A 25,059-nucleotide genomic window follows, 5' to 3' on the forward strand; every position below is an offset into this window, starting at 1 on the left:
GGGAGTTGCTGTACCTCTCCCCCAGTAAGCACCCACTTCCCCAGTAAGCACTTACTTTTCTTTCAGAACAATAGCCTTGCCACGACCACTTTTTTCCGATGCCGCATCAAGGCCATCCTCAGTGCGTTTGATAAGGTGTACATCGCCAAACCGGCGGTCATCCAGCACATACCCCATCTCACGCAGACGAGTGCGCGTTGAGGCGTCAAACCCCGGATGCATGCGCAGGGTATCCTTAGGCCACAACTGGTGATGAAAGCGCGGCGCATTAACGCTCTGCTGGGCGTCCATTTCATACCACATGGCATTGATAACCGACTGTGCGACCGATGAGATAATGGTAGTACCGCCAGGCGAGCCAGTCACCAGGACAACATCACCGTCCTGCTTTACCAGTGTTGGTGTCATGGAAGAGAGCATACGTTTGTCAGCTTCTATCGCATTGGCATCACCGCCAATGGCTCCGAAGAAATTAGGCACACCGGGCTTGGCGCTAAAGTCATCCATCTCGTCATTCAGCAAAAAGCCTGCTCCATCAACCACCATACCACTGCCGAAGGTCAGGTTGAGGGTGGTGGTATTGGCTACCGCATTACCCCACTTGTCCATTACCGAGAAGTGCGTGGTGTCCTCACTTTCAATCAGTCCCGGCTCAACCGGCTCTGACGGAGAAATAGCATCCGGGTTTATTTCACTGGCACGGCGCGCGAAATATGGCGCACTGATCAGCGCGTCCACCGGCACAGTCACAAAGTCCGGATCGCCAAGGTACTCGGCGCGGTCAGCAAAGACCCGTTTACCAATTTCAGCCATCACATGCAGGTATTGCACTGAATTGTGCGCGGGCAGCGCATGGTGGCGGGCATACTCGTCAAGCATACGCAGCCACTGTATGACCGCAATCCCCCCCGAGCTTGGCGGCGGCGCAGTGATAATCTCAAAGCCACGCCAGTTGACCTTAAGAGGGGCGCGCCACTTTGCCTCATAACGTGTCAGATCATCATGGCTGATAAGCCCGTCATGGGCCTGCATAAACGCAACAAGCAGGTCTGCCACCGGCCCCTGATAGAAGCCGTCGCGTCCCTGGTCACGAATATGCTCAAGCGTGTTGGCAAGCGCCGGCTGAACGAACTGTTTGCCGGCAGTCAGTTTACCGAAATAGGTCGCAAAGTTGTTCTGCAGCCCTTTTTCGCGGGTTTTCTTAACAAAATACCGGGCATTATCCGCCAGACCTTCGGGTACGATAAAGCCATTGCGTGCCAGTTGGATGGCCGGCTCAACCAGGCGTGCCCAGGGCAGGGAACCGAATTTTTTGTGGGCGGCCCACATCCCGGCAACCGTACCCGGCACGCCCGACGCTTTCGCACCATACAGTGAGTCTTCGGCAATCACGTCACCGTTCTCGTCCAGGTACATATCCCGGTGCGCCAGCCCAGGGGCCTTTTCCCGGTAATCCAGAAAATAGGGCTGACCGTTCATGGTCAGCGTCATAAAGCCACCGCCACCGAGATTACCGGCTTCCGGTAGTGTGACAGCCAGCACAAACTGTGCGGCGATAGCTGCATCTACCGCATTTCCCCCATCCTGTAGTACCGCCATAGCGGCGTCAGCACTGAAGGTGTCAGGCATAGCCACGGCCTGCTCTCGTGCCGGGGGGACAGGCGACAGTGCGCCACAGGCGCTGACAACAAAAACGACAGAAAAAACAAAGGCTATCAGTTTCATCTGGTTACCCAATCATAATAAGGCTGGCAATGAAATAGGCTATCAGGGTCATGACGCCGGCGACAAGCGCATACGGCAACTGGGTTTTGACATGGGTGAGTACGTCACAGCCGGCAGCCAGTGACGACACTGCTGTCGTATCCGAAATAGGTGAGCAGTGGTCACCAAAGATACCGCCTCCCAGGATCGCGGCAATGACCAGCGATGGCGGCAGGCCAAGCGCCTGGATAAGCGGTACGCCAATGGGCACCAGAATGGCGAATGTGCCCCACGAGGTGCCGGTCGTAAAGCTCATCACGGCCCCCGCCAGAAACAGCATGGGAACAATCAGCACCAGTGGCAGGAATTCACCCACAATACCGGCAACAAAAACGCCGGTGCCAAGCACTTTCAGGCTGTTTCCGAGCGTCAGCGACAACAGCACAATGGTGACCAGTGGCAGTAGCTCGCCCATTCCCTTAAAGCCAATATGCACCGCTTCTGTATGGGTAAAGCGCTTATGCAAAAGCAGCAGGGCGTAGGCGACGGCGGTCGCCAGCGCTGTGGCATACAGTACAGATTTGCTGCCACTGCCCTGCGCCAGACTGCCGTTACCGGTCCACAGCATAAAGCCCACCATACTGACCACCATAGTGATAAGCGGGACCAGCATAAACCGGGCTTTGGTTGCCGGTTCGGCCTCTGGCGCGTGCATGGCGGTACGATGTTCTTCTTCGGCCTGTTTCATCGGGCCGTGGACTTTGTCGCGGGCAATGGTCCAGGCAACAATGGCAAGGGTGAACAGGGCATAGAAGTTGAGCGGTACGGTACCCCATAAAATGGACGCAGAGGTTTCTGACAGCGAGTATCCATCCAGCAGCGACAGAATAAAGGCACCCCAGCCGTTCAGCAGAATAAGAATGCAGACCGGTGCGCTGGTGCTGTCAATGATATATGCCAGCCGGGCCCGACTCATGGAAAACTTGTCGAACAGGCCACGGGCAAAAATACCAGCGGTCAGCACACTTAAATTGGACTCAATAAACACCGCGATACCGGTAAACATGGTGATACCGCCAACCTGCTTGCGGCTTTTGGCAACGCCGCGGCGCACCAGCATGTCCACCGTTGCGGTCACGCCGCCGGAGTCGCGGATATATGCCAGCAGCGCCCCTACCAGCACGGAAAAAATCAGTACACGGGTGTTGCCGGGACTGGACGCGGTGTCGATGACCCGCTCAATGGAGGTGACAGGAGACAACAGGATATTCCCGTCACCGGTCAGCAACAGCAGGGCTTCTGCCGACAGCACGGCCAGCAGCAGGGCCAGAATGACCTCTTTCTTCCAGAATACGACGACAATGGCGACCAGGGGCGGGATAATTGACAACCAGTCCATATTTTCTTCTTTTTACCTTGTGAACGGTGATCACAGTCGGATGCGACAACTAAACGACAAGCCTACCTATTTGCGCCGGCCAGTACCAGTGACGATTTCTTCTAAGTCATCGAAATTAGCTATGAATATCAGTCCCTGCGTGGCGTTTCTTTCTTGTGCTGTGATGCGGTAGCATGGCGGATAAAATCATTATGCTGCCGATTATGCTGTTTCGACCCGTCCTAGTCTTATTACTCCTGTGTTTTACTGGCGCTACGCTGGCGCGTGACCTGACGCCTGCGCAACAGATTGGCCAGAAGGTGATGCTGGATCTGCGTTATTTTTGCAGTGAACCGTCGCCGTCGCCGTGCCGCACCCCCTTTACCCGGGTGACCGACGCCAACCGCGCGGCCATTACCCACCTGCTCACCCGCAGTGGTGTGGGCGGCGTGATCCTGTTTTCAGAAAACATTGTCGATATTCCGCAACTGGTCACCCTCAACTATACGTTGCAGTCCATCGTCAAAGCGGCCGGTCTGCCGCCGCTGTTTATCGGTGTGGATCAGGAAGGAGGACGGGTTGCCCGCCTGCCGGATAGCATGGCGGAGCGTTTTGCCGGCAACATGGCGCTGGGGGCGACCTATGCCAGCCAGGGGGTAAAATTCGCCCGTGATGTGGCAACCGGCCAGGCGTCCACGCTCAGGCTAACCGGCTTTAACGTTAATTTTGCGCCGTCACTGGATGTGAATACCAACCCGGACAATCCGGTGATCAATGTGCGCAGCTACGGCGAGTCGCCACAGGTTGTCGCACAGCTGGGTGAAGCCACGGTGCGCGCGATGCAGACCGGCGGCATTATCAGTGCGGTAAAACATTTTCCCGGTCACGGTGATACCCACATCGACAGCCATACCGGTTTGCCACAGGTGCAGCACGCTGCCGATGCGCTGCGCCGTAATGAGCTGTTTCCGTTTGCCCGGGTTATCCGTAATGCGCAGCCGGCGATGGTGATGACCGCACATATCCAGTTTCCGGCGCTGGACAGTACCACGCTGACCAATAAAAACGGCGAGGTGATGACCGTGCCAGCAACCATGTCAAAAACGCTGCTGCAGGGGGTGCTGAGAAAAGACATCGGCTTCACCGGGCTGATTGTCTCAGATGCCATGGACATGGCCGGTATTGCCAACTTTTTTGCACCACAGCAGGCCCTCATCCACGCTTTTCGGGCGGGCGTGGACATCGCGCTGATGCCGCAAAAGGTCACATCAGCGGATGACATAGCCGCATTTGACGCCTTGCTGAATGAGGTCGCCGGTACGTTGTCAGGCAAAGACGACAAGGCACAGATCAGCACCTCACTGACCCGGATAAATCAGGTTAAGCGTATGTTTGATGCCGGACAGTTTGTCAGCCAGCCGCTCTCAGCAAGACTGAGTCGCGCCACCGCGTTGCTGCCGCAAACCTCAAATCGTCTGCTGGCAGAGCAGGTGTCCCGCGCGTCAGTGACGGCGATTAAAACCTCAGGGCAGTTGCCGCTGTCGGCGCGCAAACGCTGGTTAATTCTGATGCCAGACAGTGCACGCTGTGTTGCGATGGTGTCGGCCCTGTCTGCTGCCGGCGTCAGCAACACCGATTGTCTGGCGTACCATCAGATCCCGGCTGAGCCGCGCTGGCAGTTGGCGCTGATGAAAAGCGACTACGTTATCATCGGTGATATTTCGCCGCAGCATGCCTTTTATGAAATGGGGGGACTGGATCCGGTGCGCCCGCGGGCCAGCCTGAGCGAGCAGCATCAATGGTTACAGCAGGTGGCCGGTCGTGCCGCACAAACAGGGCAGCCGGTAGTTTTTGTGGCGATGCGGGCGCCTTACAGTGCCACGATGTTCATGCAGGAGGCCAGCGACGTGCTTGCCACCTACGACTATCACGTTAACCCTGACAATCTGTCGGGTGAAACCGGCAACCGGGTGTTTCGCGCGCTGGCTGAGGTATTGACCGGCAAGGTAAAAGCCAGTGGCACGCTGCCGGTGTCGGTGGCCGGCTCAGCGCGTTAACGGCTGACTGACGGCGTTGAGTAAAAACGCAATGTGGCGATAGCGCACGCCACTATGACGGGTCAGACCCAGTTCACAGGTCATCGAATTTGACACCCCCTGCTGACAGCCCGGCGGAACCTGCTCGCGCAGCGACGCCAGTGCCGCCTTGTTCAGGTCGGGTAGCAGCAGCCCCTTGTCGCCGGCAAATCCACAGCACTGAATGTCGTCAGGCTCGCTGACGTGCGTCGAGCACAGGTGAGTGAGCGTGCGCAGGGCGTTCCCTGAAGCAGACTGCCGCGACGAACAGGTAACATGTAACATGACGGGCGCGTCTGTCGGCGTGATTTTTATCCGCGGCACAATAAAAGAAAGTAAGTATTCACTTAGTTCAAATGTTTTGCCGTTACAATGGTTGCTCCAGGTGCTTGCACACGGGCTGGCGTCCATCACCACCGGCAGGCGACCGTTGTCGGTGGCCTTATCCAGAATGGCTTTTAATGATGCCCGGGTGATATCACCGGCCCCGGGATAGCCCTTCGAATCAAACGGCTGCCCACAACAGGCGTCGTTCAGCCCCTCAGGGATCACCAGCGTGAGCCCCGCCTTTTCTGCCAGTTGCAAAACAACATCGGTAAGTGAATGCTCACTATTTTTGTCACCGAAAAGGCGAGCCGGACAGGCAGGCACGTACACCGCATCGGGCCGGGGTGCTGTGCGGGCTGATACTGCGTCTCCCGCCCCGGATATTTCCTGAATGAACACCGGGATACGATGGTGGGTCAGACGGTTCAGCGAGCGGGTGGCGCTTTCTGTAACAGTGCTGCCCAGTGCATCAGACAGGGTCTTAGTAACCGATACCGCGCCACGGGCAAGCGCAGTGATGCTGCCATAGTGCTGCGCGGTAAACCGCGCCAGTGCGCCGTGCTTCGCCTGTTGCTGGCGCAGCGTTGTTACCCAGTCGCCGGTATTAATACCGACCGGACAGGCTGGTGCACACATGCCCGTTGCGGCGCAGCTATCGCGCACCAGTGAGGATGTTGCTGAATCGACCTCATGGCGGGCAGCCGGTTCCAGCGATTGTGCGCGGCGCATCAGTGCAATGCGCTGACGGGGGGACAGGGTATAGTGTGATGATGGACAGCTGGCCTCGCAAAACCCACATTCGATGCATTTATCGACGCGTTCATCCACGGCGGGCAGCGCTTTCACGTCCCTGATATGGGCCTTAGGATCGTCATTCAGTATCACGCCCGGATTCAGGATCCCGGCCGGATCCAGACACTGCTTGATGCGGCGCATTACCGCAACGCCATCCTCTCCCCACTGATGAGAAAGGAACGGCGCCATATTTCGCCCGGTGCCGTGTTCTGCTTTTAGGCTGCCATTGAACTTTACCGTCACCAGTGTGGCCACATCCTGCATAAACGTGTCATAACGGGCAATGGCATCGGCGTCCATGCTCTGGCTGAAGACAAAGTGCAGGTTACCGTCCAGCGCATGGCCAAAAATAATCGCATCATTAATCTGGTGGGTGGTGAACAGTGCGGTCAGCGCATCGAGGCCGTCGGCCAGTGAGTCCAGTGCAAATGCCACATCTTCGATGATCACGGTTGTGCCGGTATCGCGCACCGCGCCCACCGCAGGAAACAGCCCCTTACGGATATGCCAGAGCGCATCGATGGTCGACGGGTCGGCGGTAAACGGCTGCATAATGTGCATGTCGCCCTGTGCGATCAGCGGGGCCAGGTGCGCGTTGACGTCAGCAAGTACGTTATCCAGTGCCTGCGAAGATGCTGCGCCAAACTCAATCAGCAGGGCAACGTTACCATCACGGATGCTACCTGTGTAAAACGGCGTTAACAGCGGACTGACCGCACGCAGGGCACGGGTGTCCATCAGCTCTACCGCATCCGCATGGAACTGTGACAGCATCGGGATCGCCTCACAGGCTACCCGTGCCGACGAAAACAGAAATAAGCCGGTCTGGCGGGCCTGAGGTAACGCAATGGTGCGATAGGTGATATCAGCAATAAAGCCCAGCGTGCCTTCAGAGCCGATCATAAGGTGGGTCAGTATCTCCACCGGATCGGTAAAATCGAGCAGCGCATTCAGGCCATAGCCCATGGTATTTTTAAGGCGGTACTGGTGTCGGATCCGCTCACTCAGCGACGAATCGCTTCTCACGTCCCCAGCAAGGGAAGAAAGTGCTGCGAGCAGGCCCGCATGTGATTGCCGGAACGCCCTGACACTTTCAGCATCCCGGGTGTCGAGCCGTGTGCCGTCCGCCAGAATCAGCGTCATATTGGTAAGCGTGTGGTAACTGTTATTGCGCACGCCACAGCACATGCCCGAGGCATTGTTCGCCGCGATGCCGCCAATTTTGCAGCTGTTAATAGACGCCGGGTCCGGTCCGATTTTGCGCTTGTATGGTGCAAGCAGCCGGTTGGCCTTCGCACCGATAATGCCGGGGGCCAGGGTAATCTGCTTACCCTCGTCGATAATCTCATGGTGCTGCCAGTCAGGCGTCAGCATGACCAGCACCTGATCGGTGATGGCCTGGCCTGACAGACTGGTGCCAGCTGCCCGGAAGGTCAGCGCGACACGGTGGCTGTTTGCCAGCCGGATAACGTCCTGCATGGTTTGCGTGTTGTGCACATACACAATCAGCGCCGGCGTCTTGCTGTAAAAGCTGGCATCTACGGACAGCGCGAGGCGCTCTGCCAGGCCGGTGACAACCTGTTTGGCCGGTAACAACCGGCTGACCTTGCGGGTAAATGCATGAAGGGCATTAGTGACCATTCTGCGCGGTGTCCTCAGGGTAAAGCAGATAGGGCGCGCGGCGTTCAATAAATGCCGCCAGGTCTGACTGCCAGCGCGCAGTGATTGCGGCAGCTGACTCGCCGCGCTCAATGGCCTGGCGCAGGGTGTCGGTTCCGGCCAGCTTGTCGAAAAAGGCCGGGTGGGTAAAGAAAGGCTCGCCTGCGCCGGTAAACTGCTGGTAGGCCGAAACCAGCAGGCTGATATCAAAGCCGTGAATGGAACTGCTTTGCAGTCGCCGGGCATGCAGCACGGTGCCATCCAGTTTGGGCGAGACGGCACCGGCGTTTGGCACAACGGCAATCGCGTTATTGCCCAGCACGACCTTGTCATGGCCTATCAGGGTAAAGGGATAGGGTGTGCCTCTGCCGACACTGACTGCGGTTCCTTCAAACAGACACAGGCTGGGATACAGCCGAATGGCATCATCACCGGGCAGGTTAGGCGAGGGCGCCACAGGCAATGAATAGGGCTGTGTGCGTTTATAGTCAGCCACCGGGATCACGGTCAGTGACAGCGCCCCGGCCTTATCAATCCACCCCTCACCGCGGATCATGCTGGCCAGTTCTCCCAATGTCATACCGTGCAGCACCGGGATGGGGTGCATACCCACAAAAGACCGGAATGCCGGGTCCAGCACAGGGCCTGCCACATACGCTCCATTGGGATTGGGGCGATCGAGTACGACCAGCGCTTTACCGGCTTGTGCAGCCGCCTCCATGACATAGTGCAGGGTCGATAAATAGGTGTAAAAGCGGGCGCCGACATCCTGAATATCAAATACCAGCACGTCGGTCTGCGCGAGCATACCGGCGGTGGGCTTTTTGGTACTGCCGTACAGCGAGTACACCGGTAAACCGGTTGCCGGATCTGTACCGTCTTCCACCTTTTGTCCGGCAGACGCCGTGCCTCTGAAGCCGTGTTCCGGCGACATAATGGCAGTGACGTGAATACCCCGCGCGAGAAGCGCATCCAGTAAATGGCCATCCCGGGTCTGCGATGTCGGATTGACCACCAGTGCCACCCGTTTACCCTCAAGCAGCGGCAGATAGTGGTCAAAACGGTCGGCACCCACAGTGACGGCCTGACACAGCCATGACAGGCACAGTGCACATGTCAGCAGCAACAGGCGCATCAGTCGGTGACCGCCTTACGCAGAAACCCGTTTTGTCTGACCAGCCTGTCGGCAGCCTCGCTGGCACTGCAGCCGGTCAGTAGCATGAGGATGGCAGTTTTGGTGTGATTACCGGCAGCCTGCAGGGTATCCCGCGCGGTCTGCTCGTCACAGTCGGTGGCCTGCATTACGATGCGCACGGCCCGGGCTTTCAGCTTCTCATTGGTAGCGTTTACGTCAACCATCAGGTTCTGATAGGTTTTGCCCAGCCGAATCATGGTGGCAGTGCTGATCATATTCAGGATCAGCTTTTGCGCGGTGCCTGACTTCATCCGGGTAGATCCGGTTAAACATTCGGGGCCGACAATGACCGGCAGGGTAATGTCGGCGTGCTCAAAAATGGCGGCATGATGACTGCAGGCAATCGCGGCTGTCACGCAGCCGCGCTGACGGGCAAAGGCGAGGGCACCACTGACATACGGCGTACGGCCACTGGCAGACAGGCCAACCACAACATCTTCTGAGGTCAGCGACAGTGCGGCCAGATCAAGTCCGCCCTGCTGGGCATTATCTTCTGCCCCTTCAATAGCATGAGTAAGCGCTTGCTCACCGCCTGCAATAACGCCAATAACCAGTCCGTCGGGTACGCTGAAGGTCGGACGGCATTCTACGGCATCCAGAATACCAAGCCGGCCGCTGGTGCCCGCGCCCACATAAATCAGCCGGCCGTGACCGGACAGTGCCACGGTCGCTGCATCGACCACATCCGCAATTTGCGGGATCACGTCTGACACGGCAGGGGCGACGTTGGCATCTTCATGGTTAATACGGGCCAGAATGGTCTCCACCGGCAGGGTGTCAATGTCCATCGTGTCGGGATTTCGGCCTTCGGAAATCAGGGCATCAAGCGAGGCAACGGTTACGGGTTCAGAAGAAGTCGTCATGATTACAGCGTTGTCTTTCAGAATAGTCACTCTGCGAGTCACCTTAAGGGATTGGCGCGCCTTTGTATACTCTCAATTCCCCCTTCCACGCGGCGGGCGTCATGGTACACTTGCCGCAAATTCAGATTGAGGACAGCGCAGTACCGTGAGCAGACAAACGCAGGCAATCATCCATGCCGATGCCATCATCGACAATTTTCACGTGTTAAAAGCCCTGGCGCCTGACAGCCAGAATATGGCCGTGATTAAAGCCGATGCCTACGGTCATGGTGCGGTCAGCGTTGCCCGCATTCTGCGCGAGTTGTCACCCCGTTTTGCGGTGGCCATTATCGAAGAGGCCATTACGCTGCGCGAAGCCGGGATCACGGCGCCGATTGTGGTGCTGGAAGGCCCGCATCAGATGCGTGAATGCCGTCTGGCCCGTCAGAACAACTGCATTATGGTGATGCACAGCGAGCAGCAGCTGCAGTGGGCCAGCGAATGTGATGACGCGTCCCGTCCTGCGGTCTGGATAAAAGTAGACAGCGGCATGCACCGTCTTGGTTTCGCGCTCGACGTGGTACCAGACATGCTGCGTCGTTATGCCGGGGTGATTGATGAGGAAACCGTGCTGGTGACCCACCTGGCGAGTGCCGATGACATCGACTCTGATTTCACCCGCCAGCAGCTTGACGCGTTTGCTGCAGTTGCAAAAAAGGCTGGCCTGCCGGTCAGCATTGCTAATTCACCGGCCACTATTGCCTGGCCCGACAGCCGGGGACACTGGAACCGACTTGGCGTGGCGCTGTTTGGCAGTGGTCCGGCACTGCCACAAGGCTGCGCGCCGCTAAAGCCTGCCATGACATTGCGCTCCAGTATTATTGCACTGCGCACTGTGCCAAAGGGGGAGACCGTCGGCTACGGTCAGGCCTGGACGGCGTCCCGCGACAGTGTGATTGCCACGGTGGGCATTGGGTACGCCGACGGATACCCGCGTCACTGCCCGAACGGCACACCGGTAATGGTGAACGGCCAGGTCGCCGGTCTCGCAGGCCGGGTGTCGATGGATATGATCACCATCGACGTGACTGACATTCCCGATGTAAAGCCCGGTGACCGGGTCGAACTGTGGGGTGAGAATATCCTGATTGATGAGGTTGCCCGGCACGCCGGCACCATTGGGTACGAGCTGATGACCCGCGTTTCTGCCCGCGTGCCCCGGATTGTGCGTTACCGCTAGCAGTCACGGCACAATACGCCGCCATAGGGGGGAGCTGACTTCCCGACAAAACACGTCGTAAATCCATCCATGGGGGCTCCGCTGCCGCATCCTTGCGGCAGAGGGTTTTGTAGTGAAGTCAGCTTCCCCTTCCTGCGCTTTCACTGCTTCGGGCCATTTTGAGCGATTTCTGCCCCTGACTGGTATACATCTGTGAGAGGTTTGAAAAAAGAGCATCAATGACACCATCCGACATTGTCATCATGGGAGTTATGGCCAGCCTGTGTGCGTCATTGGGCACGGCTGTGGGCAGTCTGGGCGTTCTGGCTGTCAGGTCCCTGTCGCGCCGGGCTGAAGATGCGCTGCTGAGTCTGGCGGCGGGGATCATGCTGGCTGCCACGTTTTTCTCGCTGTTACTGCCGGCACTGACGCACGCTGAGTCAGGCTACGGCAGTGCGTCGTTGAGCGCGCTGATTGCCGGTGGTGGCGTTTTGCTTGGCGCGCTCGGACTGTTTGTTATCCATCAGTGTGCGCCACATGAACACTTTATCAGTGGCCCGGATGGTAAAACCGATGCCAGGCTCAGTCAGATCTGGCTGTTTGTGATTGCCATCACCCTGCATAATTTTCCTGAAGGGCTGGCTGTTGGGGTTGGATTCGCGGGCGGCGAAGTTAACAACGGCATTACGCTGGCACTGGGCATAGGGTTGCAGAACGTACCAGAAGGGCTGGCGGTTGCGGTGGCGCTGCGCTCGGTCGGTTATCGTCCGCTTAACAGTGCGTTGATTGGTATTGGCTCCGGGCTGGTGGAGCCGGTAGGCGGCCTGATCGGGGCACTGGCGGTATCTTCAGCATCAGCGTTTATGCCCTGGGCACTGGCGATGGCGGCCGGTGCCATGCTGTTTATCATCAGTGACGAAATCATTCCCGAGACCCACCAGGGCGGCAATCAGAACCTTGCCACCATTATCTGTTGCTGGGCTTTGTGCTGATGATGGGGCTGGATGTGGTGCTCGGCTAAGCCGGCACCACGTGGTGGCCATTACCCGTTTTGTGGATGCGGCGTATTAGTCATTACCGGTGCGGCGGCCTCTTTCTTTTTGGGCTCATAGCGCTCCGGTCGATGGTTAAGTGAAATCACCATGTTCAGACAGACAGCGGCCAGAATAGAAATCAGCACCAGTGGCCACGCAATGAAGAACAGTGAGCTCAGCAAAATCAGGCTGTCTACCGCCAACTGGAAATACCCGGCGCGAAGGTTGTATTTGGCCTGCAAAAAGAACGCAAGGATCCCCACACCACCAAGGCTGGACGCATGACGAAACATGATAAGCATGCCCACACCAATCAGAATGCCGCCAAATACCGCCGCAAACAGCGGGTTTGCGTGGCTGATATCAACAAACCGGGGTAATTGTTCAGACAGCACCGATACGGTCGTCACCGAGACAAAGGTGTTAATGGTGAACCGGCGGCTGATTTGCGTCCATGCCAGCGCATAAAACGGCAGATTGATAAGGAAAAAAATCAGACCGAAGTTGGCTGAGAAGGCGTAGGTTCCCAACAGCGCCAGACCGGCGGCACCGCCGACCATCAGATCCTGTGACTGAAAAAGATGCACACCAAAGGCAACAAATAACCCGGCGCACACTAACGCGAAAATATCTTCAACGACACTGTGTTTTGCTATCGGCATGCCTGTCACTCCCTGTAAGAACTAAACCGTAATTATACGTTGTCAGGCAAGGGCTTACAGGTTGCCAGGTCAATTAAATCAGGGCCTTAGGCGGGCAAAGGTATGGCTTACTTTACGACTCTTTAGCGGTCAGTGAATGCACTGTTGCTGCCATGTAAACGTTGCACCACCATGGTACAGCCGGGCCTAAAATCTGACTTCGGCGTGAGCCACACGATCGCCGCGGGTGAAGTGGATGCGGCAGTGCAGGTTATCAAGATGCAGCGGGCTGCGCACAATCATCATGCTGCCAACGGCCATGACCTGGCTCTGATAAGTGAGGAAGTTGGCGGTATCAAGCTGCGTTATGACACTGTCTCTGGACACGCCCTGGGTAAAGTTGCCACATAGGTAAATTACCTCTTTTTTCGCTTCCGTCCACATCACACTGAGCGCGATCAGCAGCGCAACGGCGGCAACAGCAAGAATATCAGTGTAGACAGAGCGAGTAAGCATAAGACGATCCTGAATTTCAACAACGCGCTAAGCTTACCATTGTTAAAAACAAAACGCAGGTTAGGGTGCGCCGGTGATCCATCAATGCATCAATAACCGTTTATTCGTTAAAAAAATAATCCTGATGTCATTGCCGGTGTAGGCTTACACCACATCAACAAGGAGAACACTATGGCAAATGAACGTGAATTTGATGTTGTACTGTACGGCGCGACCGGGTTTACCGGCCAGCTGGTAGCAGAATATTATCAGCAGGCTTACACCAATGATCCGGCGGTAAAAGTGGCGCTGGCCGGACGCAGCAAGGACAAGCTGGATGGGTTAAATGCCAGTCTGGGCCTGTCGCTGCCGGTGCTGGTGGCTGACGGCGATGACGAGGCAGCGCTTGACAGCCTGACCGCGCGCACCCGTGTGGTACTGACGACAGTCGGGCCATATCAGCTGTACGGTGAGAAACTGCTGGCCGCGTGTGTGAAAAACGGCACCGGCTATGTCGATTTGTGTGGTGAGCCAGCCTGGATGCACCAGATGATTGACAAATACGGCTCGCAGGCACAGGAAAGCGGGGCCGCCATTGTGTTCTCCTGCGGGTTTGACTCGGTCCCCTTTGATCTTGGTGTTTATGCACTGCAGCAGCGGGCAATGGAACAAACCGGCGCACCGGTCAAGTACATTAAAGGCCGGGTACGTCAGATGAAAGGACGGTTCTCGGGCGGCACAGCGGCCAGCCTGAAGGCCACCATGGCAGCGGCCTACAAGGATAAGGCCGTCATGAAGGTGCTCAAAGACCCGTTCTCGCTGGCAGACATGGCGCACGCGCATCCGCAGCCTGACGGCAATAAGCCGTACTTCGATGAGGAGCTGGGAACCTGGGTTGCGCCGTTTATCATGGCAACCATCAACACCAAAAACATCCATCGCAGTAACTACCTGATGGGCTACCGCTATGGTGAGACCTTTGAGTACGATGAAATGATGATGACCGGTCCTGGCGAGAAGGGTGAGGCAATGGCTAAACATGTGGCAAATGATAACTCGCTGGCCAGTGACGATGCGCCAAAACCGGGTGAAGGTCCGAGCAAAGAAGAGCGCGAGACCGGTTACTATGACATCCTGTTTACCGGCAAAGCCGACAACGGACAAACGCTGGCGTTGTCCGTCAAAGGCGACAAAGATCCGGGCTATGGCTCAACCAGTAAAATGATTTTTGAATGTGCGCTGTGCCTGAGTAAAGACGTTGATCTGAAGGGAGGCTTCTATACGCCTGCCGCGGCCTTTGGTGATGCGATTATCACGCGGCTGACCAGCCATGCCGGTCTGGTTTTCCGTGTTGAGGCGTAACGCCTGAGCCATTGGGGCAGCGCCCTGCTGCCCCAATATGGATTATCGAATAAAATACCCCACCACTTTCCACGACGCGTTGTCCTCGACAATGGTGATGGTTTCGGTGGCCGATGGCATGTTTGCAAACGCGGTATTTAAGGTGTACACCACATAACTGCCCGCGGGGGCGCCGGGAATATTGTCCACGGCTTGGCGCGCGGCGATTTCACGGGATTCGACGGCACCGAGGGGCGCACGTACCATGGTCAGGGCCTGTTGCCATTTGTCGGCGCTGATTTGTTGCTGAAAAAAAGGCGAAGACGCTTCCCAGCTTTCCTGATACTGCCCCGCATCCACCAGTGACAGCCACTGGGTCATGGACGCTTCGCCCGGGTCTGCCTGTGCGACAAACGCCAGCGTTAACAGCAGTGATGCAACCAATGATTTGTACAGATTACGCATAAAACCTCCTTGTGTCAGATTGTGTGGATTGCCTGTTTATCATACTGAATCGTGCGACTAAGACCAGTATAAATGTATGACAATAGGGTTACCGAACATCTTCCGGTGCGGCCAGCAGCAAGCCGTGAAGCGGCGCAACCTGCAGCACAAAACGGGTATAGGTGTCGGTATGGGTCAGCGTACCGTCAAAATCGAACAGCGCCAGATGTTGTTCACTGTGCAGCGTCTTACTCACTGGCTGTTTAACCACTGCATGGCGGCTTTAATGTCATCAAAAAATTCGACCTTGCCCGAGACAAACCAGTTGCCAATGGTGGCCATGAGTTTATGCCAGGGTTTGCTGCCATAAATGGCAATTTTGTCGAACTCGCGGCCGTGCTTCAGACCCAGCTTAAAGTCGTCCCAGGCCGCGCGGGCCTCCCAGCCTTCAAACTCGGTCGCATCCAGAAACATGCGGATGTGGGGTGTTTTAACTTCTGCCAGCGCAGCGTCGAGCATGGGCGTGATGGTTTCGTAGTCGGCATGGGTGAGCGTGCCAATGGCTTTCATGGTAACAAAAAAGTCGCTGTCTTCGCGTTCAATGCCAATAGACAGGCCGTGGCGATGTGTAATGGTCATGGTGTTCTCCTTATCGGTGACTTTGTGAGTAAAGTCATCCGGCCGCCACTTGTCCAGCCAAACCGGCCATGTCCTTGTTCTGTATCAACGTATGCGTCATCTTCCAGGCTGGTTGGTGGCCAGCCATTTGTCCAGCTGATTGCCGAAAGCCTGCTTTTCGGCGGCACTTAATGTTGACGGACCACCGGTTTGCACCCCGGAACTGCGCAGGGTTTCCATAAAATCACGTATGTTCAGGCGCGAACGAATATTTTCTTTGGTAAACAACTCGCCGCGCGGACTAAGAGCAAGGGCACCCAGTGCCACCACTTCACTGGCCAGCGGAATGTCGCTGGTGATCACCAAATCTTCCTTGCTGCAGCGCCGCACAATTTCGTTGTCGGCCACGTCAAAGCCCTTTTCCACCTGGACATGAGTAATAAACCTGGACGGTGGGGTGCTTAACGGGTGGTTAGACACCAGCGTGACGGGCGTTTTTGTTCTGTCTGCGGCGCGAAACAGAATTTGCTTAATAGCAACCGGACACGCATCGGCGTCGACCCAGATTTTCATACCGGCATTTCCCTTTGTGATTGCGGTGGACAGGCCATAACAGGCGGGCAGGAGGCACCCATTAGTCAGACACGCCCGCGTCAGCTTTTACCTTATCAATAAATGCCTGCCAGGTGTCATTGGGCGTCCACACGCTGAGCAGATCCTGTTTGGCTTCGGCGTCTGACTGGCCCAGTTCGGTAACCCGGTACAGATAGGTAAATACCGCGCCGCGCCAGTTCAGCTTGCAATGGGTCAGCGTTTTTCCGGGCGCCGCACCATCCTGCTGCATGTAGGAAACATACTGCCGGAAGTTCCCGACGGTCGGGTTTTCCCAGATGACAGGCACGTTGTGGTAGGTCAACCCCAGGCCCGACACGACAGCCTGCTCGTCACTGCGATCGCCAGGGATAAGGTCGATGACGCGGGTCACCCCCATGGCCTTTAACGCGGCAAAGTGGCTTGCGTCTGGTAAACCGGAACTGACCAGTTCGGGCGTATTTTGCTGAAAGTTTTTCAGCGATGTCAGCGCCTCCGGGATGTCGGTGTTTGCCCGTACGCCAAGGGTAAACAGGGTGGCAAACAGCGCGAACAATGTGTAGCGTTTCATTGCAGAAACCTCCTTATGCAGGCTGACAGCCGGCCCTGCGGCCGGCCTGCTCAGCTAGTGCGGTATGGTAATGGTCCCGGTCAGGTATTTTACTGCCTGCCCGGCAATAAGCACTCTGTCACCCTTAATGGAGCAGTGCAGTTCGCCCCCGCGCCGGGACAACTGATGTGCAATAAAATCGGTATTGCCGGTTTGTGCCGCCCAGTAGGGGGTTAGCTGAGTATGGGCCGAGCCGGTCACCGGATCCTCACTGATCCCCAGTTTAGGCACAAAAAAGCGCGACACAAAGGCGTTATCATTGCGCAGCGCGGTGATGATCACGCCGCGCCGGTCAAGGCTTGCGAGCGCTGCCATATCCGGTGCCGCCGCCCGAATGGCGTCTTCACTGTCAAATACTACCAGGTAATCCTCGCCAGCCAGACATGCCACCGGTTCGGCAGCGAAAGCGCGGGTAATGGCATCGGGCACCGCACACAGCGTGGGGGGCTGGGCAGGAAAATCCAGAACCAGCCTGTGGCCATCGCGTGTCACTTTAAGTGGACCGGAACGCGACTGAAACACCAGTTCGTTGTGCGCTGTGTCGAACTCGGTAAAAATAACGAAGGCGGCTGCCAGCGTGGCATGCCCGCATAAATCGACTTCAGCCACCGGCGTGAACCAGCGAATATGAAAGCCACCCTCACACGCTACGAAAAATGCCGTTTCCGACAGATTGTTCTCTTCGGCAATGGCCTGCAGTACGTGATCCGGTAGCCAGTCGTCCAGCGGGCACACCGCCGCCGGATTACCGGCAAACGGCTGACTGGCAAACGCATCAACCTGAAACAGTGGCAACTGCATGGGTTATTTCACCAGGCGGGTCAGGCCAATTAACACGGCCACGGCGCCGCCAATCATGCCTGCCCAGGCCTCCATCGGGGTCTCGCCGTTTAAGGTGCGGGTAACCTGTGAACTGACAGAATCATAAATGTTGTAGCCCCACACAATGGCGGCAATGCCGGCCACCACCAGAACAATACCGATAATTTTATTGGTCATAACGTCTCCGAAATCAGGTGTCAGCGCGACCCGCTTTGCTGCCTGCCGGGCTGCGTAAGCTGACGGTCTGCGCGTTAATACAATGCCACTATAGCACTGCTCTGCGTTTTTTCGGAAGCGCGTGTCCGTGCCACTACCGGCGCATCAGGTAGTCCGCCACGGCCTGGTAGGCGGGCAGCGAGGTGGGATCGATATAGCTATTTTTTGCAGACGGAAACGATGCCAGTCGCACAATGACCATGTCGGCGGCCGGGTCGATATAAATGGTCTGGCCGTGCACACCGCGCGCGGCATACGCCTGATTGTTATTGTGAAACAGCCACCACATGCTGCGATAGCTGCCGCCGGTAAGCGACCTATAGCCGGCCTGTGCAAACGCCTGTTTGTCGCCGCCCTGCCTGATGGCGTCGACCACCGACGCCGGAAACACACGCTGGCCGTTAATTTCACCTTTATTCAGCATCAGCAGGCCAAGCTTGCCCATATCGCGCAGGCTGGCGCTCAGTCCACCGCCGGCAAACGGGGTTCCTTTTGCATCCACGGTCATGTACGCGTCCTGCTCTGCGCCCATGGGCCGCCAGAGGCGCTGGCTAAGCAGCGACGTAAGATCCTGACCTGCCACCCGTGACACAATCCAGCCCAGTGCGTCGGTGTTAATGGTTTTATAGCCAAAGGCAACACCATGCTCGCCCTGCTTTTTTACCGTCGCGAGGTAGTCAAAATAGCCGTTGGGGCCGGTATAACCGGGTGGTTTGGGCAGGGGGCTGGCCGCCGCCGAGTACTGCCATATCCCGGCATTCGGGTCGGCATAATCTTCGCTGTAATCAAGCGCGGTTGTCATGTCCATCACCTGACGTACGGTGGCGTCGCCAAACGCGCTGTCTTTCAGTTCCGGCACAATCGTGCTGACCAGGGCGGTGTCGTCCAGGCGTCCGTCAGCAATTAACAGCTCGGCCAACAGACCGGTCAGCGACTTGGTCATGGACATGGCGGCATGTTTGCCCTCTTCTTCCAGACAGCCAGAATAGCGCTCATATACCACTTTGCCCTGATGCAGAATGAGTACGCCATCGGTGTAGTTAGCCGACAGTGCCGCTTTCCAGGTCATGGTGTCTGTAGTGCCGGTCGGCGTGAAGGTGAGCGCGTCAATGTTCGGGTCCAGCGCGTAGTCAAAAGACCAGGCTGAGCCCAGACCACGGCTGACCTGGCGGGTGGGAAGCAGTTCGCGAATATGACACACCGTCCAGCGCAGCTTGGGAAAGCTGAAATAGTCAGACTGTGGCTGCATAATCAGCTTATCTGCCGGGGGCGGTGAGCCCTGCATCCAGCCCAGCACGCGCGGATCAGACTGTTCCGCTGACAGCACGCCAGCCGATTGCGCATGGGCAGCGCACGCGCTGCCCGACAGAATAACCAGTAACAGCAAACGCAGCATAACGCGCATCATTACGACCTCCGTTTCATCAATCTTATTCACAGTAAAGCGCGTTGTGTTGATTTTGCCAATGGTTAAACGCTAACCAGGCTGTTCAGCCACGCCTGACCCGGTTCGCCGGTAAGCCACCACAGGGCGGTCAGGTTGATAATCACCGTTACCCAGAACACGCGGCGAAAGGGCTGTTTGACCGACTTGTGGCGTAACCGTCGCCGGGCAATAAGCGCGCCGGGCCAGCCGCCCGCCAGACCCAGTAAATGCAGGTGCGCTTCGGGTACTCGCCGCCGCTGTCGTCTGGCTGCAGACTTGTCCAGAGCATACACCCCGAACGTGAGCACGCTCAGCATGAAACAGAAAGCCGGCACGTGCAGTGGCAGCCGGTTCATGGCGGTAAGTATGAGCAATCCCACGAAATAGCCCGCGGCAATGTAAAGCGCGATAGGGGATGACTGACGCGTTACCTGCCGGGGCTTTCGCCGGTCGGCGGCAAGCCGCGCATTAACCGCGTTAAGTTTTCCCTCTGGTGTGGCCACCGGCTCATAAATGATGATATCGCCGTCTGCAGGCCGACGAGAGGGGCGGCTAAAGGCTGAAATGTGAACAAAGGCGGTGTCGCCGCCACCGTTTGGCGCTACAAATCCGTAGCCTTTATCGTCATTCCAGTTGGTTAGCTTTCCCTGATACTTCATTGTCATTCCCTTGACTAAACGCGCCGGTAGCGGACCAGCGGAGTGTACGAGACCATGCCAGCGTTGTTAAACAAGGTCTGACTGTTCATTCTGACAATGTTTAAAGGTCACTCTGATAGGGCGAAAGAAGGAGTAAACCCACAAACCAGGTGTGATGAACAACCACATAAAACAGGCAAATAGCAGCCCTAAAAATGGCCCCATGATGAAACCATACAATAACCCTTCGACACCTGTTCTGTGTACACCATTCCATTGAATGGTCTCAGCGCCGAAAAAAGCAGCGATACCGCAAATAATGGCAAAAATACTCAGGCCGGCAGTGAAGCCAATAAATAACAGTGTAAAGAGAGATTTTTTTGAAATTTTCTGAGCAACAACTTCCATTGTGATTGATTCCTTTGGTTAGTTTACTTTGCAATAAGGAGCGCTACGCGTGTTTGTGTTCCAGCAAGCGTAAGCCATAGTCGTTTGTTATGCGCTATTGACTTACAGGGCGCAAATACCATAGTTAGGTATATATTGGTACTCGGAGAAAGCAAATGGCTAAAAATACCAGCATTACCCTTGGAGACCATTTTGATAGCTTTATTACTAGTCAAATTCAAACTGGTCGATATGGTTCAGCGAGCGAAGTAATTCGTTCAGCTCTTCGGTTGCTGGAAACGCAGGAGACCAAATTAAACACTTTGCGTCAATTACTTGTAGCAGGTGAAGAAAGCGGCGAGGCTGAATACGACCTTGAGCACCTGATATCAGAACTAGATGGTGAATTAAAAGAGTGAAACCATTTAAGTTAACTGTACTCGCAAATCCGATTTAAAAGACATCGCGTTATTTACGCAACGGAAATGGGGGCGGGAACAGCGTAATGTATACCTAAAGCAGTTCGATGATTCATTTTGGATGTTGTCTGAAAATCCTGATATCGGTAAAAGCTGCGAGGAAATAAGAGACGGATACAGAAAGTTTCCGCAAGGTAGTCATGTTATTTTCTACAAGCAAACTGGTAGCCAGGAAATTCTTATTATAAGAATTCTTCATAAAAGTATGGATGTAAATCATTTACGCTTTGGTGCATAACTTCCCACTAAGGGGCGATAACACATGGGCTAAAATTAGGAACGGAGTGACGCAGCCCATGTGTTAGCGTCCCAGCGAGCGAAGCGAGAGCCTTGAGTGGTTTGTTATGTGCCTCCCACTAAGACCTCTATACTGTCTTTACCGTACATACATGTATACCTAATTTTCATGGTTATCTTATTTCTTATTATTTGCGTAACTTTTTCATCAAATTCTTCAATAACGGGGTTTATTTGAAGAAGTCGCTTCTCAAAACCAGCTTTGTAAGTTGTACCTTTCGTAGGTAAGTGAAACTCAAAATTAAACATCTTTTCAAATGGATCAACCTCGAGTTCTTCGAAGATTTTCTGGAATGGTTCTTCATAAGGGTTTTCGATGACTATGTCATTGTAGTGAATACTAAATGACTCAATAACTGCTGGTCCCAACCCTTGATTTTCCAGTGTATAAAGGAGTCCGTCTCGAGTGTCAGTGTTAACTTGAAGCTTTGGTTTAACTGACAATCGATTATGTTTTCTAGTTAAATATCCCTGCCATACAGCCACCCCCATAGCTGAGAGTGCTATTACAACAGAAGAGAGAGCTAAGAGTTCAGATAAGTCCATTGTTATCATTCCAATTATTAGCAAATACCAGCTTATTATTTAAGTACTAATGCCTATTAATGATAAGACTGCGACAATTACACCAATTACAGCAACAACAACCGCAGCAAAGCCTAACCACCAATTTCTTTGATTTTTCCTCCGTTCATACTCGAACATGAGCCAACTAAATGGACTGCCATTGTCATAACCGACGAATTGAGATTCTCGAATGGCATTTTCCAAGTGCTTTGTTTTTAATTTTTTAATAACCTTAGGATTACGAGTTCCAAGATCTCGATAGATATCTTGAGTTCGTTCACTTAATGATTCCCACGCTCCCATTAAAACTCCATGGTTTCTTGCTCAAAGCACATAACGCTGCGTTAAGGTGTGACAAGCGCTTGCCATACTGTGAGCGAAGCGAAACTGGCAAGCGTTTGGAATCACTCTTAAACGCTTTGTTATACGGAGATTTCCCGCCGTCCAATTTTGTGAGCGAAACCACCAACTCTAACCTTAATAATACCTTGCTCGTTTGAATCTACAGACGCGGTAATTTTTGAAATACATTTCATTGCCCAACCTTGTTCGAAAACAAAACTATTCGAATGTGTATTAAAAAGGTGTTTAGTTAGGTAACACGCTAATGCACCACTCGCACTCCCCGTCGCTGATTCCTCGGAAATACCAAACAGTGGAGCGAAGTTACGACAGCTTGCTGTAACCATGTTTGTTTTTTCACATAACTCAAAAGCATGAATACCAATTACTTCATGCCTTTTACAGAAATTAATGGTTAGATTTTCATTCACTTGAATTTTATCGAGATACCCATATGGGACTGGGACAATAATATCGGGTAAACCTGTTGAAACAACCTCAATCGGCAACCGTGTAGACTCAAGGACTTTCGAGTCTAACACGACTAACTCCGATATAAGTTCATAACTGAACTGTGCACCGTATTCTGGTAACTTCTGATCCATGACGACAAGACCGCTTGTCTCTATGGTTACGACAAGTAAACCTGCTTTAGTCCTTTGAACGTATTTACCTTCACTTATGATTCCGTCTTGATACATTACTGAAAATGCAGCTAATGTAGCGTGTCCACAGAAATCAACTTCACCTGTTACGGTAAAAAAGGACACCTCAAAATCAGCTTCATTATCGCGAGATACAAATGCAGTTTCCGAATAACCAACAACTTGTGCTATTTGTAATTTTTCTTCGTTCGACAAATAATCGGCGTCAAGCACAACACCCGCAGGGTTTCCACCCGTTCCATTCGCAGTAAAGGAATTAACTAAAATAGCTTCAACGTTCTTCAATCTCAATTTCTCCGTATAACGCAAAGCTAACGGGCAAAGGCTTGGGGCGAGAATGGCGGAGCCGCCCCAAGTTTTTGACCCAGTGACCACAGGGAACGTGTTAAGTGCCTTGTTATGTTCGATGTTATTTCTTCGTCCTGTCTTCATGCAATGACCCACCCTTACCCCAGTGAGAATCATCATAGTTTTGAAAAAAGACGGTTACAGCTTCTGGAGATAAATCGTAAGCCTCTTCAAAAGCTTCAGTTATTTTTTTTATCAAAATATCCCTTTGTTTTTTTGTGCGGCCAGGAGATTGTTGAATTGTAACTATAGGCATTTAATATATTCCTTGTATTTTTTATCTGACTAGAACATAACGCCTCAATAACCGGCGCAGCTTTTCTGCGTCCGGCGCCGTAGGCGCGAAGTTAATTGACTTGTTATATTCATGGCTGGATTAGCCCCTGAACTTGATTATTTAATGTTCCTATATGATCTGTTGGTATTGCGTACCCTATACCCAGATTAAGATTACGCTGCATTTCAGATATTAATTGCTGGATAGCTTTAACTGGATCAATACCGCCAATAGATACCATAGCTCCTGGCTGGGCACTTTGTACTTGGTGCAAGAAGTTTGATAACGAGCCATGCTTAGCGTTAACAATACCAACTAGCTCTCCATTTGCATTGAATAGCGGTCCACCTGAGTTTCCGTGATTTACAGATGCATCTAATCTAATTAGCTCAAAGCCATTATCAGGTTCGAAACCAGCAATATTCGCTGATAGAGCAGTGATTTTGTCAATATTGTTCGGAAACCCTACGACAAAAGCTTCATGCCCAATTAATACCGATGAAGAAGAGCGAATTACCGCGGGAGAACCGATTGGCTGCTGGAACTGTAATAATGCAATATCAGATTGCTGATCTTGGAATACAACTGTTGCGATTTGACCGTTATTTGCACCAGAAAATCTAGCAATAGTCGTTGTATTGGGAATGATACAATGTGCACAAGTAAGAACTAAATTCCCGCTTCCTATAATCACTCCACTACCCGATGAAACTGGGATGTTTTGTGCATTTAATGCCAGCACATTTACCACTGAGCCCTGAATGTTTTGGAAGGCTTTCGAGAAATCCATTCTTACTCCTTAAGAATATAACACCCAACTTTGGGGCGCAAATACGTAGGCTAAAATAAGGAGCGAAGCGACGGGAGCCTACGTGTTTGTGTCCCAGCGAACGCAGTGAGCGTCAATAGTTGTTTGTTAGGTGCGTGTAGCTAATGGCGACTACTTTTCATCTGTTTAACGCATTGAGTAGAAATTGATTCAAAAACATTGCTGATATACTGATAGCAATCTCTTTCCTTTTCATACCAGTCGTCTCCGCCCTTGTAACGAGTTGGAATAAGGTCGTTATACATCTTGATGATATTTTCCGAGATCTTTTCGGAATCAAGTTTAATATCTGGAAAATGAAGTGTTGCTATGACTTCTAAGGGCTCGAGAGAGTTTACAGCGCTTTTCATTAATTCACGTAGCTCTTCAGTTTGTTCTTCTTTTGTATATAACTTTTTGATGAAAGCCTTTGACTTGGTACGGAAATTTAATAGTTCCTGATACATTAACTCTAGCTTTTCAATATCTAAGGTTCTTCGCGCTGTCTTTCTTGAAAAGTAGTTATTGAGAATGACAACAGAAATCGCTACCAAGGAAGAGATAAAGATAGCGAAAAACTTTGCCCTGTCTGAGACATTTTCAAATATTGCAAGAAACCATTCCATGTCAACTACCTCCAGAGCACCTAACATCTTAATAGATCCCAAAACGGTGTGATATCCCACACCATTTTGGTGTAGGGTTCTACCCAGATTTTACGGACACATCCATAAAGAGGCATACTATGCCTAGAAGGAGTGTCTATGACCAAGCGAAGAAAATATTCCCCAGAGTTTAAGCGCGAAGCCGTTGCTTTGG

28 protein-coding genes and 1 pseudogene are annotated in these 25,059 nt (G+C 53.7%); 6 read left to right on the plus strand and 23 right to left on the minus strand.

The features are described 5' to 3' along the window. Positions 1-51: 51 nt before the first annotated feature. Complete coding sequence (gene ggt / locus AB1N33_RS04820) at positions 52-1,725, minus strand: gamma-glutamyltransferase (protein ID WP_411270404.1); 1,674 nt, start codon at positions 1,723-1,725, stop codon at positions 52-54. Positions 1,726-1,729: 4 nt separating this feature from the next. Then, positions 1,730-3,103 (minus strand): Na+/H+ antiporter NhaC family protein, encoded by a 1,374-nt coding sequence (locus AB1N33_RS04825; RefSeq protein WP_411270405.1) that lies wholly within the window; start codon positions 3,101-3,103, stop codon positions 1,730-1,732. A gap of 173 nt (positions 3,104-3,276) precedes the next feature. Here AB1N33_RS04825 and AB1N33_RS04830 point away from each other — a divergent pair, with 173 nt between their 5' ends. After that, complete coding sequence (locus AB1N33_RS04830) at positions 3,277-5,139, plus strand: glycoside hydrolase family 3 N-terminal domain-containing protein (RefSeq protein WP_411270406.1); 1,863 nt, start codon at positions 3,277-3,279, stop codon at positions 5,137-5,139. Here the strand turns inward: AB1N33_RS04830 and AB1N33_RS04835 are convergent. The 3 genes from AB1N33_RS04835 to murQ are packed head-to-tail and all read right to left on the minus strand — an operon-like array spanning position 5,128 to position 9,996. Next, complete coding sequence (locus tag AB1N33_RS04835; RefSeq protein ID WP_411270407.1) at positions 5,128-7,920, minus strand: FAD-binding and (Fe-S)-binding domain-containing protein; 2,793 nt, start codon at positions 7,918-7,920, stop codon at positions 5,128-5,130. The two genes, AB1N33_RS04830 and AB1N33_RS04835, sit on opposite strands and share 12 nt — an antisense overlap. Beyond that, a complete protein-coding gene (locus AB1N33_RS04840) occupies positions 7,910-9,073 on the minus strand; it encodes an exo-beta-N-acetylmuramidase NamZ family protein (RefSeq protein ID WP_411270408.1) in 1,164 nt (387 codons plus the stop codon). The genes AB1N33_RS04835 and AB1N33_RS04840 overlap by 11 nt, the downstream gene beginning before the upstream one ends. Continuing rightward, positions 9,073-9,996 (minus strand): N-acetylmuramic acid 6-phosphate etherase, encoded by a 924-nt coding sequence (murQ, locus tag AB1N33_RS04845; RefSeq protein WP_411270409.1) that lies wholly within the window; start codon positions 9,994-9,996, stop codon positions 9,073-9,075. The genes AB1N33_RS04840 and murQ overlap by 1 nt, the downstream gene beginning before the upstream one ends. Positions 9,997-10,141: 145 nt before the next feature. On the opposite strand from murQ, the gene alr reads away from it, so the two are divergent. Together alr and AB1N33_RS04855 are read left to right on the plus strand one after the other, a co-directional pair. Further along, entirely contained in the window at positions 10,142-11,215 is a 1,074-nt protein-coding gene (gene alr / locus AB1N33_RS04850) for an alanine racemase (protein ID WP_411270410.1), read from the plus strand. Positions 11,216-11,433: 218 nt separating this feature from the next. Further along, positions 11,434-12,186 (plus strand): ZIP family metal transporter, encoded by a 753-nt coding sequence (locus tag AB1N33_RS04855; RefSeq protein ID WP_411270411.1) that lies wholly within the window; start codon positions 11,434-11,436, stop codon positions 12,184-12,186. Positions 12,187-12,236: 50 nt separating this feature from the next. Here the strand turns inward: AB1N33_RS04855 and AB1N33_RS04860 are convergent, their stop codons facing one another. Beyond that, positions 12,237-12,890 carry a YitT family protein gene (locus AB1N33_RS04860; protein WP_411270412.1) on the minus strand — a complete coding sequence of 218 codons (654 nt, stop codon included), beginning with the start codon at positions 12,888-12,890 and terminating at the stop codon, positions 12,237-12,239. 186 nt (positions 12,891-13,076) lie between these two features. Beyond that, the gene (locus tag AB1N33_RS04865) at positions 13,077-13,385 is read right to left on the minus strand and encodes a hypothetical protein (RefSeq protein WP_411270413.1); all 309 of its coding nucleotides are present in this window, start codon (positions 13,383-13,385) and stop codon (positions 13,077-13,079) included. Between the two features lie 171 nt (positions 13,386-13,556). Between AB1N33_RS04865 and AB1N33_RS04870 the strand changes: the two genes are divergently transcribed. After that, positions 13,557-14,726: a saccharopine dehydrogenase family protein gene (locus AB1N33_RS04870; RefSeq protein ID WP_411270414.1), complete on the plus strand. Its 1,170-nt coding sequence runs from the start codon at positions 13,557-13,559 to the stop codon at positions 14,724-14,726. A 42-nt stretch (positions 14,727-14,768) separates the two neighbouring features. Here the strand turns inward: AB1N33_RS04870 and AB1N33_RS04875 are convergent, their stop codons facing one another. The 10 genes from AB1N33_RS04875 to AB1N33_RS04920 all read right to left on the minus strand — a co-directional run bounded on the left by AB1N33_RS04875 (position 14,769) and on the right by AB1N33_RS04920 (position 20,478). Then, a complete protein-coding gene (locus AB1N33_RS04875; protein WP_411270415.1) occupies positions 14,769-15,170 on the minus strand; it encodes a DUF4019 domain-containing protein in 402 nt (133 codons plus the stop codon). An 88-nt stretch (positions 15,171-15,258) separates the two neighbouring features. After that, positions 15,259-15,405 carry a hypothetical protein gene (locus AB1N33_RS04880; protein ID WP_411270416.1) on the minus strand — a complete coding sequence of 49 codons (147 nt, stop codon included), beginning with the start codon at positions 15,403-15,405 and terminating at the stop codon, positions 15,259-15,261. After that, positions 15,402-15,788, minus strand: a complete 387-nt coding sequence (locus AB1N33_RS04885; RefSeq protein WP_411270417.1) for a SpoIIAA family protein — start codon at positions 15,786-15,788, stop codon at positions 15,402-15,404. Before AB1N33_RS04885 ends, AB1N33_RS04880 begins: the two co-directional genes overlap by 4 nt. Before the next feature lie 96 nt (positions 15,789-15,884). Continuing rightward, positions 15,885-16,340 carry a YaiI/YqxD family protein gene (locus tag AB1N33_RS04890; RefSeq protein WP_411270418.1) on the minus strand — a complete coding sequence of 152 codons (456 nt, stop codon included), beginning with the start codon at positions 16,338-16,340 and terminating at the stop codon, positions 15,885-15,887. A 61-nt stretch (positions 16,341-16,401) separates the two neighbouring features. Beyond that, the gene (locus AB1N33_RS04895; RefSeq protein WP_411270419.1) at positions 16,402-16,929 is read right to left on the minus strand and encodes a protein tyrosine phosphatase family protein; all 528 of its coding nucleotides are present in this window, start codon (positions 16,927-16,929) and stop codon (positions 16,402-16,404) included. 54 nt (positions 16,930-16,983) lie between these two features. Further along, positions 16,984-17,769 (minus strand): PhzF family phenazine biosynthesis protein, encoded by a 786-nt coding sequence (locus tag AB1N33_RS04900; RefSeq protein WP_411270420.1) that lies wholly within the window; start codon positions 17,767-17,769, stop codon positions 16,984-16,986. 3 nt (positions 17,770-17,772) lie between these two features. After that, positions 17,773-17,967, minus strand: a complete 195-nt coding sequence (locus AB1N33_RS04905) for a DUF3185 family protein (protein ID WP_411270421.1) — start codon at positions 17,965-17,967, stop codon at positions 17,773-17,775. A gap of 133 nt (positions 17,968-18,100) precedes the next feature. Further along, on the minus strand, positions 18,101-19,414 hold the full coding sequence (locus AB1N33_RS04910) for a serine hydrolase domain-containing protein (RefSeq protein ID WP_411270422.1): 1,314 nt from the start codon (positions 19,412-19,414) through the stop codon (positions 18,101-18,103). Between the two features lie 62 nt (positions 19,415-19,476). Next, positions 19,477-20,091, minus strand: a complete 615-nt coding sequence (locus tag AB1N33_RS04915; RefSeq protein WP_411270423.1) for a DUF1294 domain-containing protein — start codon at positions 20,089-20,091, stop codon at positions 19,477-19,479. 66 nt (positions 20,092-20,157) lie between these two features. Continuing rightward, positions 20,158-20,478, minus strand: coding sequence for a phosphatidylserine decarboxylase (locus tag AB1N33_RS04920; RefSeq protein ID WP_411270424.1), 321 nt, complete (start codon positions 20,476-20,478; stop codon positions 20,158-20,160). Between the two features lie 155 nt (positions 20,479-20,633). Between AB1N33_RS04920 and AB1N33_RS04925 the strand changes: the two genes are divergently transcribed. Together AB1N33_RS04925 and AB1N33_RS04930 are read left to right on the plus strand one after the other, a co-directional pair. Next, positions 20,634-20,876, plus strand: a complete 243-nt coding sequence (locus AB1N33_RS04925) for a type II toxin-antitoxin system ParD family antitoxin (RefSeq protein ID WP_411270425.1) — start codon at positions 20,634-20,636, stop codon at positions 20,874-20,876. Continuing rightward, a pseudogene (locus AB1N33_RS04930) lies at positions 20,873-21,174 on the plus strand (type II toxin-antitoxin system RelE/ParE family toxin). The gene AB1N33_RS04925 and the pseudogene AB1N33_RS04930 overlap by 4 nt, the downstream one beginning before the upstream one ends. Before the next feature lie 104 nt (positions 21,175-21,278). On the opposite strand, the gene AB1N33_RS04935 reads toward AB1N33_RS04930, so the two are convergent. The 6 genes from AB1N33_RS04935 to AB1N33_RS04960 all read right to left on the minus strand — a co-directional run bounded on the left by AB1N33_RS04935 (position 21,279) and on the right by AB1N33_RS04960 (position 24,866). After that, the gene (locus tag AB1N33_RS04935) at positions 21,279-21,779 is read right to left on the minus strand and encodes a hypothetical protein (protein WP_411270426.1); all 501 of its coding nucleotides are present in this window, start codon (positions 21,777-21,779) and stop codon (positions 21,279-21,281) included. Positions 21,780-21,818: 39 nt separating this feature from the next. Then, positions 21,819-22,103, minus strand: a complete 285-nt coding sequence (locus tag AB1N33_RS04940; protein WP_411270427.1) for a hypothetical protein — start codon at positions 22,101-22,103, stop codon at positions 21,819-21,821. Positions 22,104-22,222: 119 nt separating this feature from the next. After that, entirely contained in the window at positions 22,223-23,239 is a 1,017-nt protein-coding gene (locus tag AB1N33_RS04945) for a PhzF family phenazine biosynthesis protein (protein ID WP_411270428.1), read from the minus strand. Continuing rightward, positions 23,217-23,411, minus strand: a complete 195-nt coding sequence (locus AB1N33_RS04950) for a tautomerase family protein (protein WP_411270429.1) — start codon at positions 23,409-23,411, stop codon at positions 23,217-23,219. Before AB1N33_RS04950 ends, AB1N33_RS04945 begins: the two co-directional genes overlap by 23 nt. A gap of 109 nt (positions 23,412-23,520) precedes the next feature. After that, positions 23,521-24,222 carry a S1 family peptidase gene (locus AB1N33_RS04955; protein WP_411270430.1) on the minus strand — a complete coding sequence of 234 codons (702 nt, stop codon included), beginning with the start codon at positions 24,220-24,222 and terminating at the stop codon, positions 23,521-23,523. A gap of 140 nt (positions 24,223-24,362) precedes the next feature. Further along, entirely contained in the window at positions 24,363-24,866 is a 504-nt protein-coding gene (locus AB1N33_RS04960) for a hypothetical protein (RefSeq protein WP_411270431.1), read from the minus strand. Positions 24,867-25,059 lie beyond the last annotated feature (193 nt).

The sequence above is a fragment of the Alteromonas nitratireducens genome, from assembly GCF_040812025.1.
GTDB lineage: Bacteria > Pseudomonadota > Gammaproteobacteria > Enterobacterales > Alteromonadaceae > Alteromonas > Alteromonas nitratireducens.

Excerpts from the sequence above, each read along its gene's own strand:
- ggt (WP_411270404.1), bottom strand. The coding sequence starts at position 1,725 with ATGAAACTGATAGCCTTTGTTTTTTCTGTCGTTTTTGTTGTCAGCGCC.
- AB1N33_RS04825 (WP_411270405.1), bottom strand. The coding sequence starts at position 3,103 with ATGGACTGGTTGTCAATTATCCCGCCCCTGGTCGCCATTGTCGTCGTA.
- AB1N33_RS04830 (WP_411270406.1), top strand. The coding sequence starts at position 3,277 with ATGGCGGATAAAATCATTATGCTGCCGATTATGCTGTTTCGACCCGTC.
- AB1N33_RS04835 (WP_411270407.1), bottom strand. The coding sequence starts at position 7,920 with ATGGTCACTAATGCCCTTCATGCATTTACCCGCAAGGTCAGCCGGTTG.
- AB1N33_RS04840 (WP_411270408.1), bottom strand. The coding sequence starts at position 9,073 with ATGCGCCTGTTGCTGCTGACATGTGCACTGTGCCTGTCATGGCTGTGT.
- murQ (WP_411270409.1), bottom strand. The coding sequence starts at position 9,996 with ATGACGACTTCTTCTGAACCCGTAACCGTTGCCTCGCTTGATGCCCTG.
- AB1N33_RS04855 (WP_411270411.1), top strand. The coding sequence starts at position 11,434 with ATGACACCATCCGACATTGTCATCATGGGAGTTATGGCCAGCCTGTGT.
- AB1N33_RS04860 (WP_411270412.1), bottom strand. The coding sequence starts at position 12,890 with ATGCCGATAGCAAAACACAGTGTCGTTGAAGATATTTTCGCGTTAGTG.
- AB1N33_RS04865 (WP_411270413.1), bottom strand. The coding sequence starts at position 13,385 with ATGCTTACTCGCTCTGTCTACACTGATATTCTTGCTGTTGCCGCCGTT.
- AB1N33_RS04870 (WP_411270414.1), top strand. The coding sequence starts at position 13,557 with ATGGCAAATGAACGTGAATTTGATGTTGTACTGTACGGCGCGACCGGG.
- AB1N33_RS04875 (WP_411270415.1), bottom strand. The coding sequence starts at position 15,170 with ATGCGTAATCTGTACAAATCATTGGTTGCATCACTGCTGTTAACGCTG.
- AB1N33_RS04885 (WP_411270417.1), bottom strand. The coding sequence starts at position 15,788 with ATGACCATTACACATCGCCACGGCCTGTCTATTGGCATTGAACGCGAA.
- AB1N33_RS04890 (WP_411270418.1), bottom strand. The coding sequence starts at position 16,340 with ATGAAAATCTGGGTCGACGCCGATGCGTGTCCGGTTGCTATTAAGCAA.
- AB1N33_RS04895 (WP_411270419.1), bottom strand. The coding sequence starts at position 16,929 with ATGAAACGCTACACATTGTTCGCGCTGTTTGCCACCCTGTTTACCCTT.
- AB1N33_RS04900 (WP_411270420.1), bottom strand. The coding sequence starts at position 17,769 with ATGCAGTTGCCACTGTTTCAGGTTGATGCGTTTGCCAGTCAGCCGTTT.
- AB1N33_RS04905 (WP_411270421.1), bottom strand. The coding sequence starts at position 17,967 with ATGACCAATAAAATTATCGGTATTGTTCTGGTGGTGGCCGGCATTGCC.
- AB1N33_RS04910 (WP_411270422.1), bottom strand. The coding sequence starts at position 19,414 with ATGATGCGCGTTATGCTGCGTTTGCTGTTACTGGTTATTCTGTCGGGC.
- AB1N33_RS04915 (WP_411270423.1), bottom strand. The coding sequence starts at position 20,091 with ATGAAGTATCAGGGAAAGCTAACCAACTGGAATGACGATAAAGGCTAC.
- AB1N33_RS04920 (WP_411270424.1), bottom strand. The coding sequence starts at position 20,478 with ATGGAAGTTGTTGCTCAGAAAATTTCAAAAAAATCTCTCTTTACACTG.
- AB1N33_RS04925 (WP_411270425.1), top strand. The coding sequence starts at position 20,634 with ATGGCTAAAAATACCAGCATTACCCTTGGAGACCATTTTGATAGCTTT.
- AB1N33_RS04935 (WP_411270426.1), bottom strand. The coding sequence starts at position 21,779 with ATGGACTTATCTGAACTCTTAGCTCTCTCTTCTGTTGTAATAGCACTC.
- AB1N33_RS04940 (WP_411270427.1), bottom strand. The coding sequence starts at position 22,103 with ATGGGAGCGTGGGAATCATTAAGTGAACGAACTCAAGATATCTATCGA.
- AB1N33_RS04945 (WP_411270428.1), bottom strand. The coding sequence starts at position 23,239 with ATGAAGACAGGACGAAGAAATAACATCGAACATAACAAGGCACTTAAC.
- AB1N33_RS04950 (WP_411270429.1), bottom strand. The coding sequence starts at position 23,411 with ATGCCTATAGTTACAATTCAACAATCTCCTGGCCGCACAAAAAAACAA.
- AB1N33_RS04955 (WP_411270430.1), bottom strand. The coding sequence starts at position 24,222 with ATGGATTTCTCGAAAGCCTTCCAAAACATTCAGGGCTCAGTGGTAAAT.
- AB1N33_RS04960 (WP_411270431.1), bottom strand. The coding sequence starts at position 24,866 with ATGGAATGGTTTCTTGCAATATTTGAAAATGTCTCAGACAGGGCAAAG.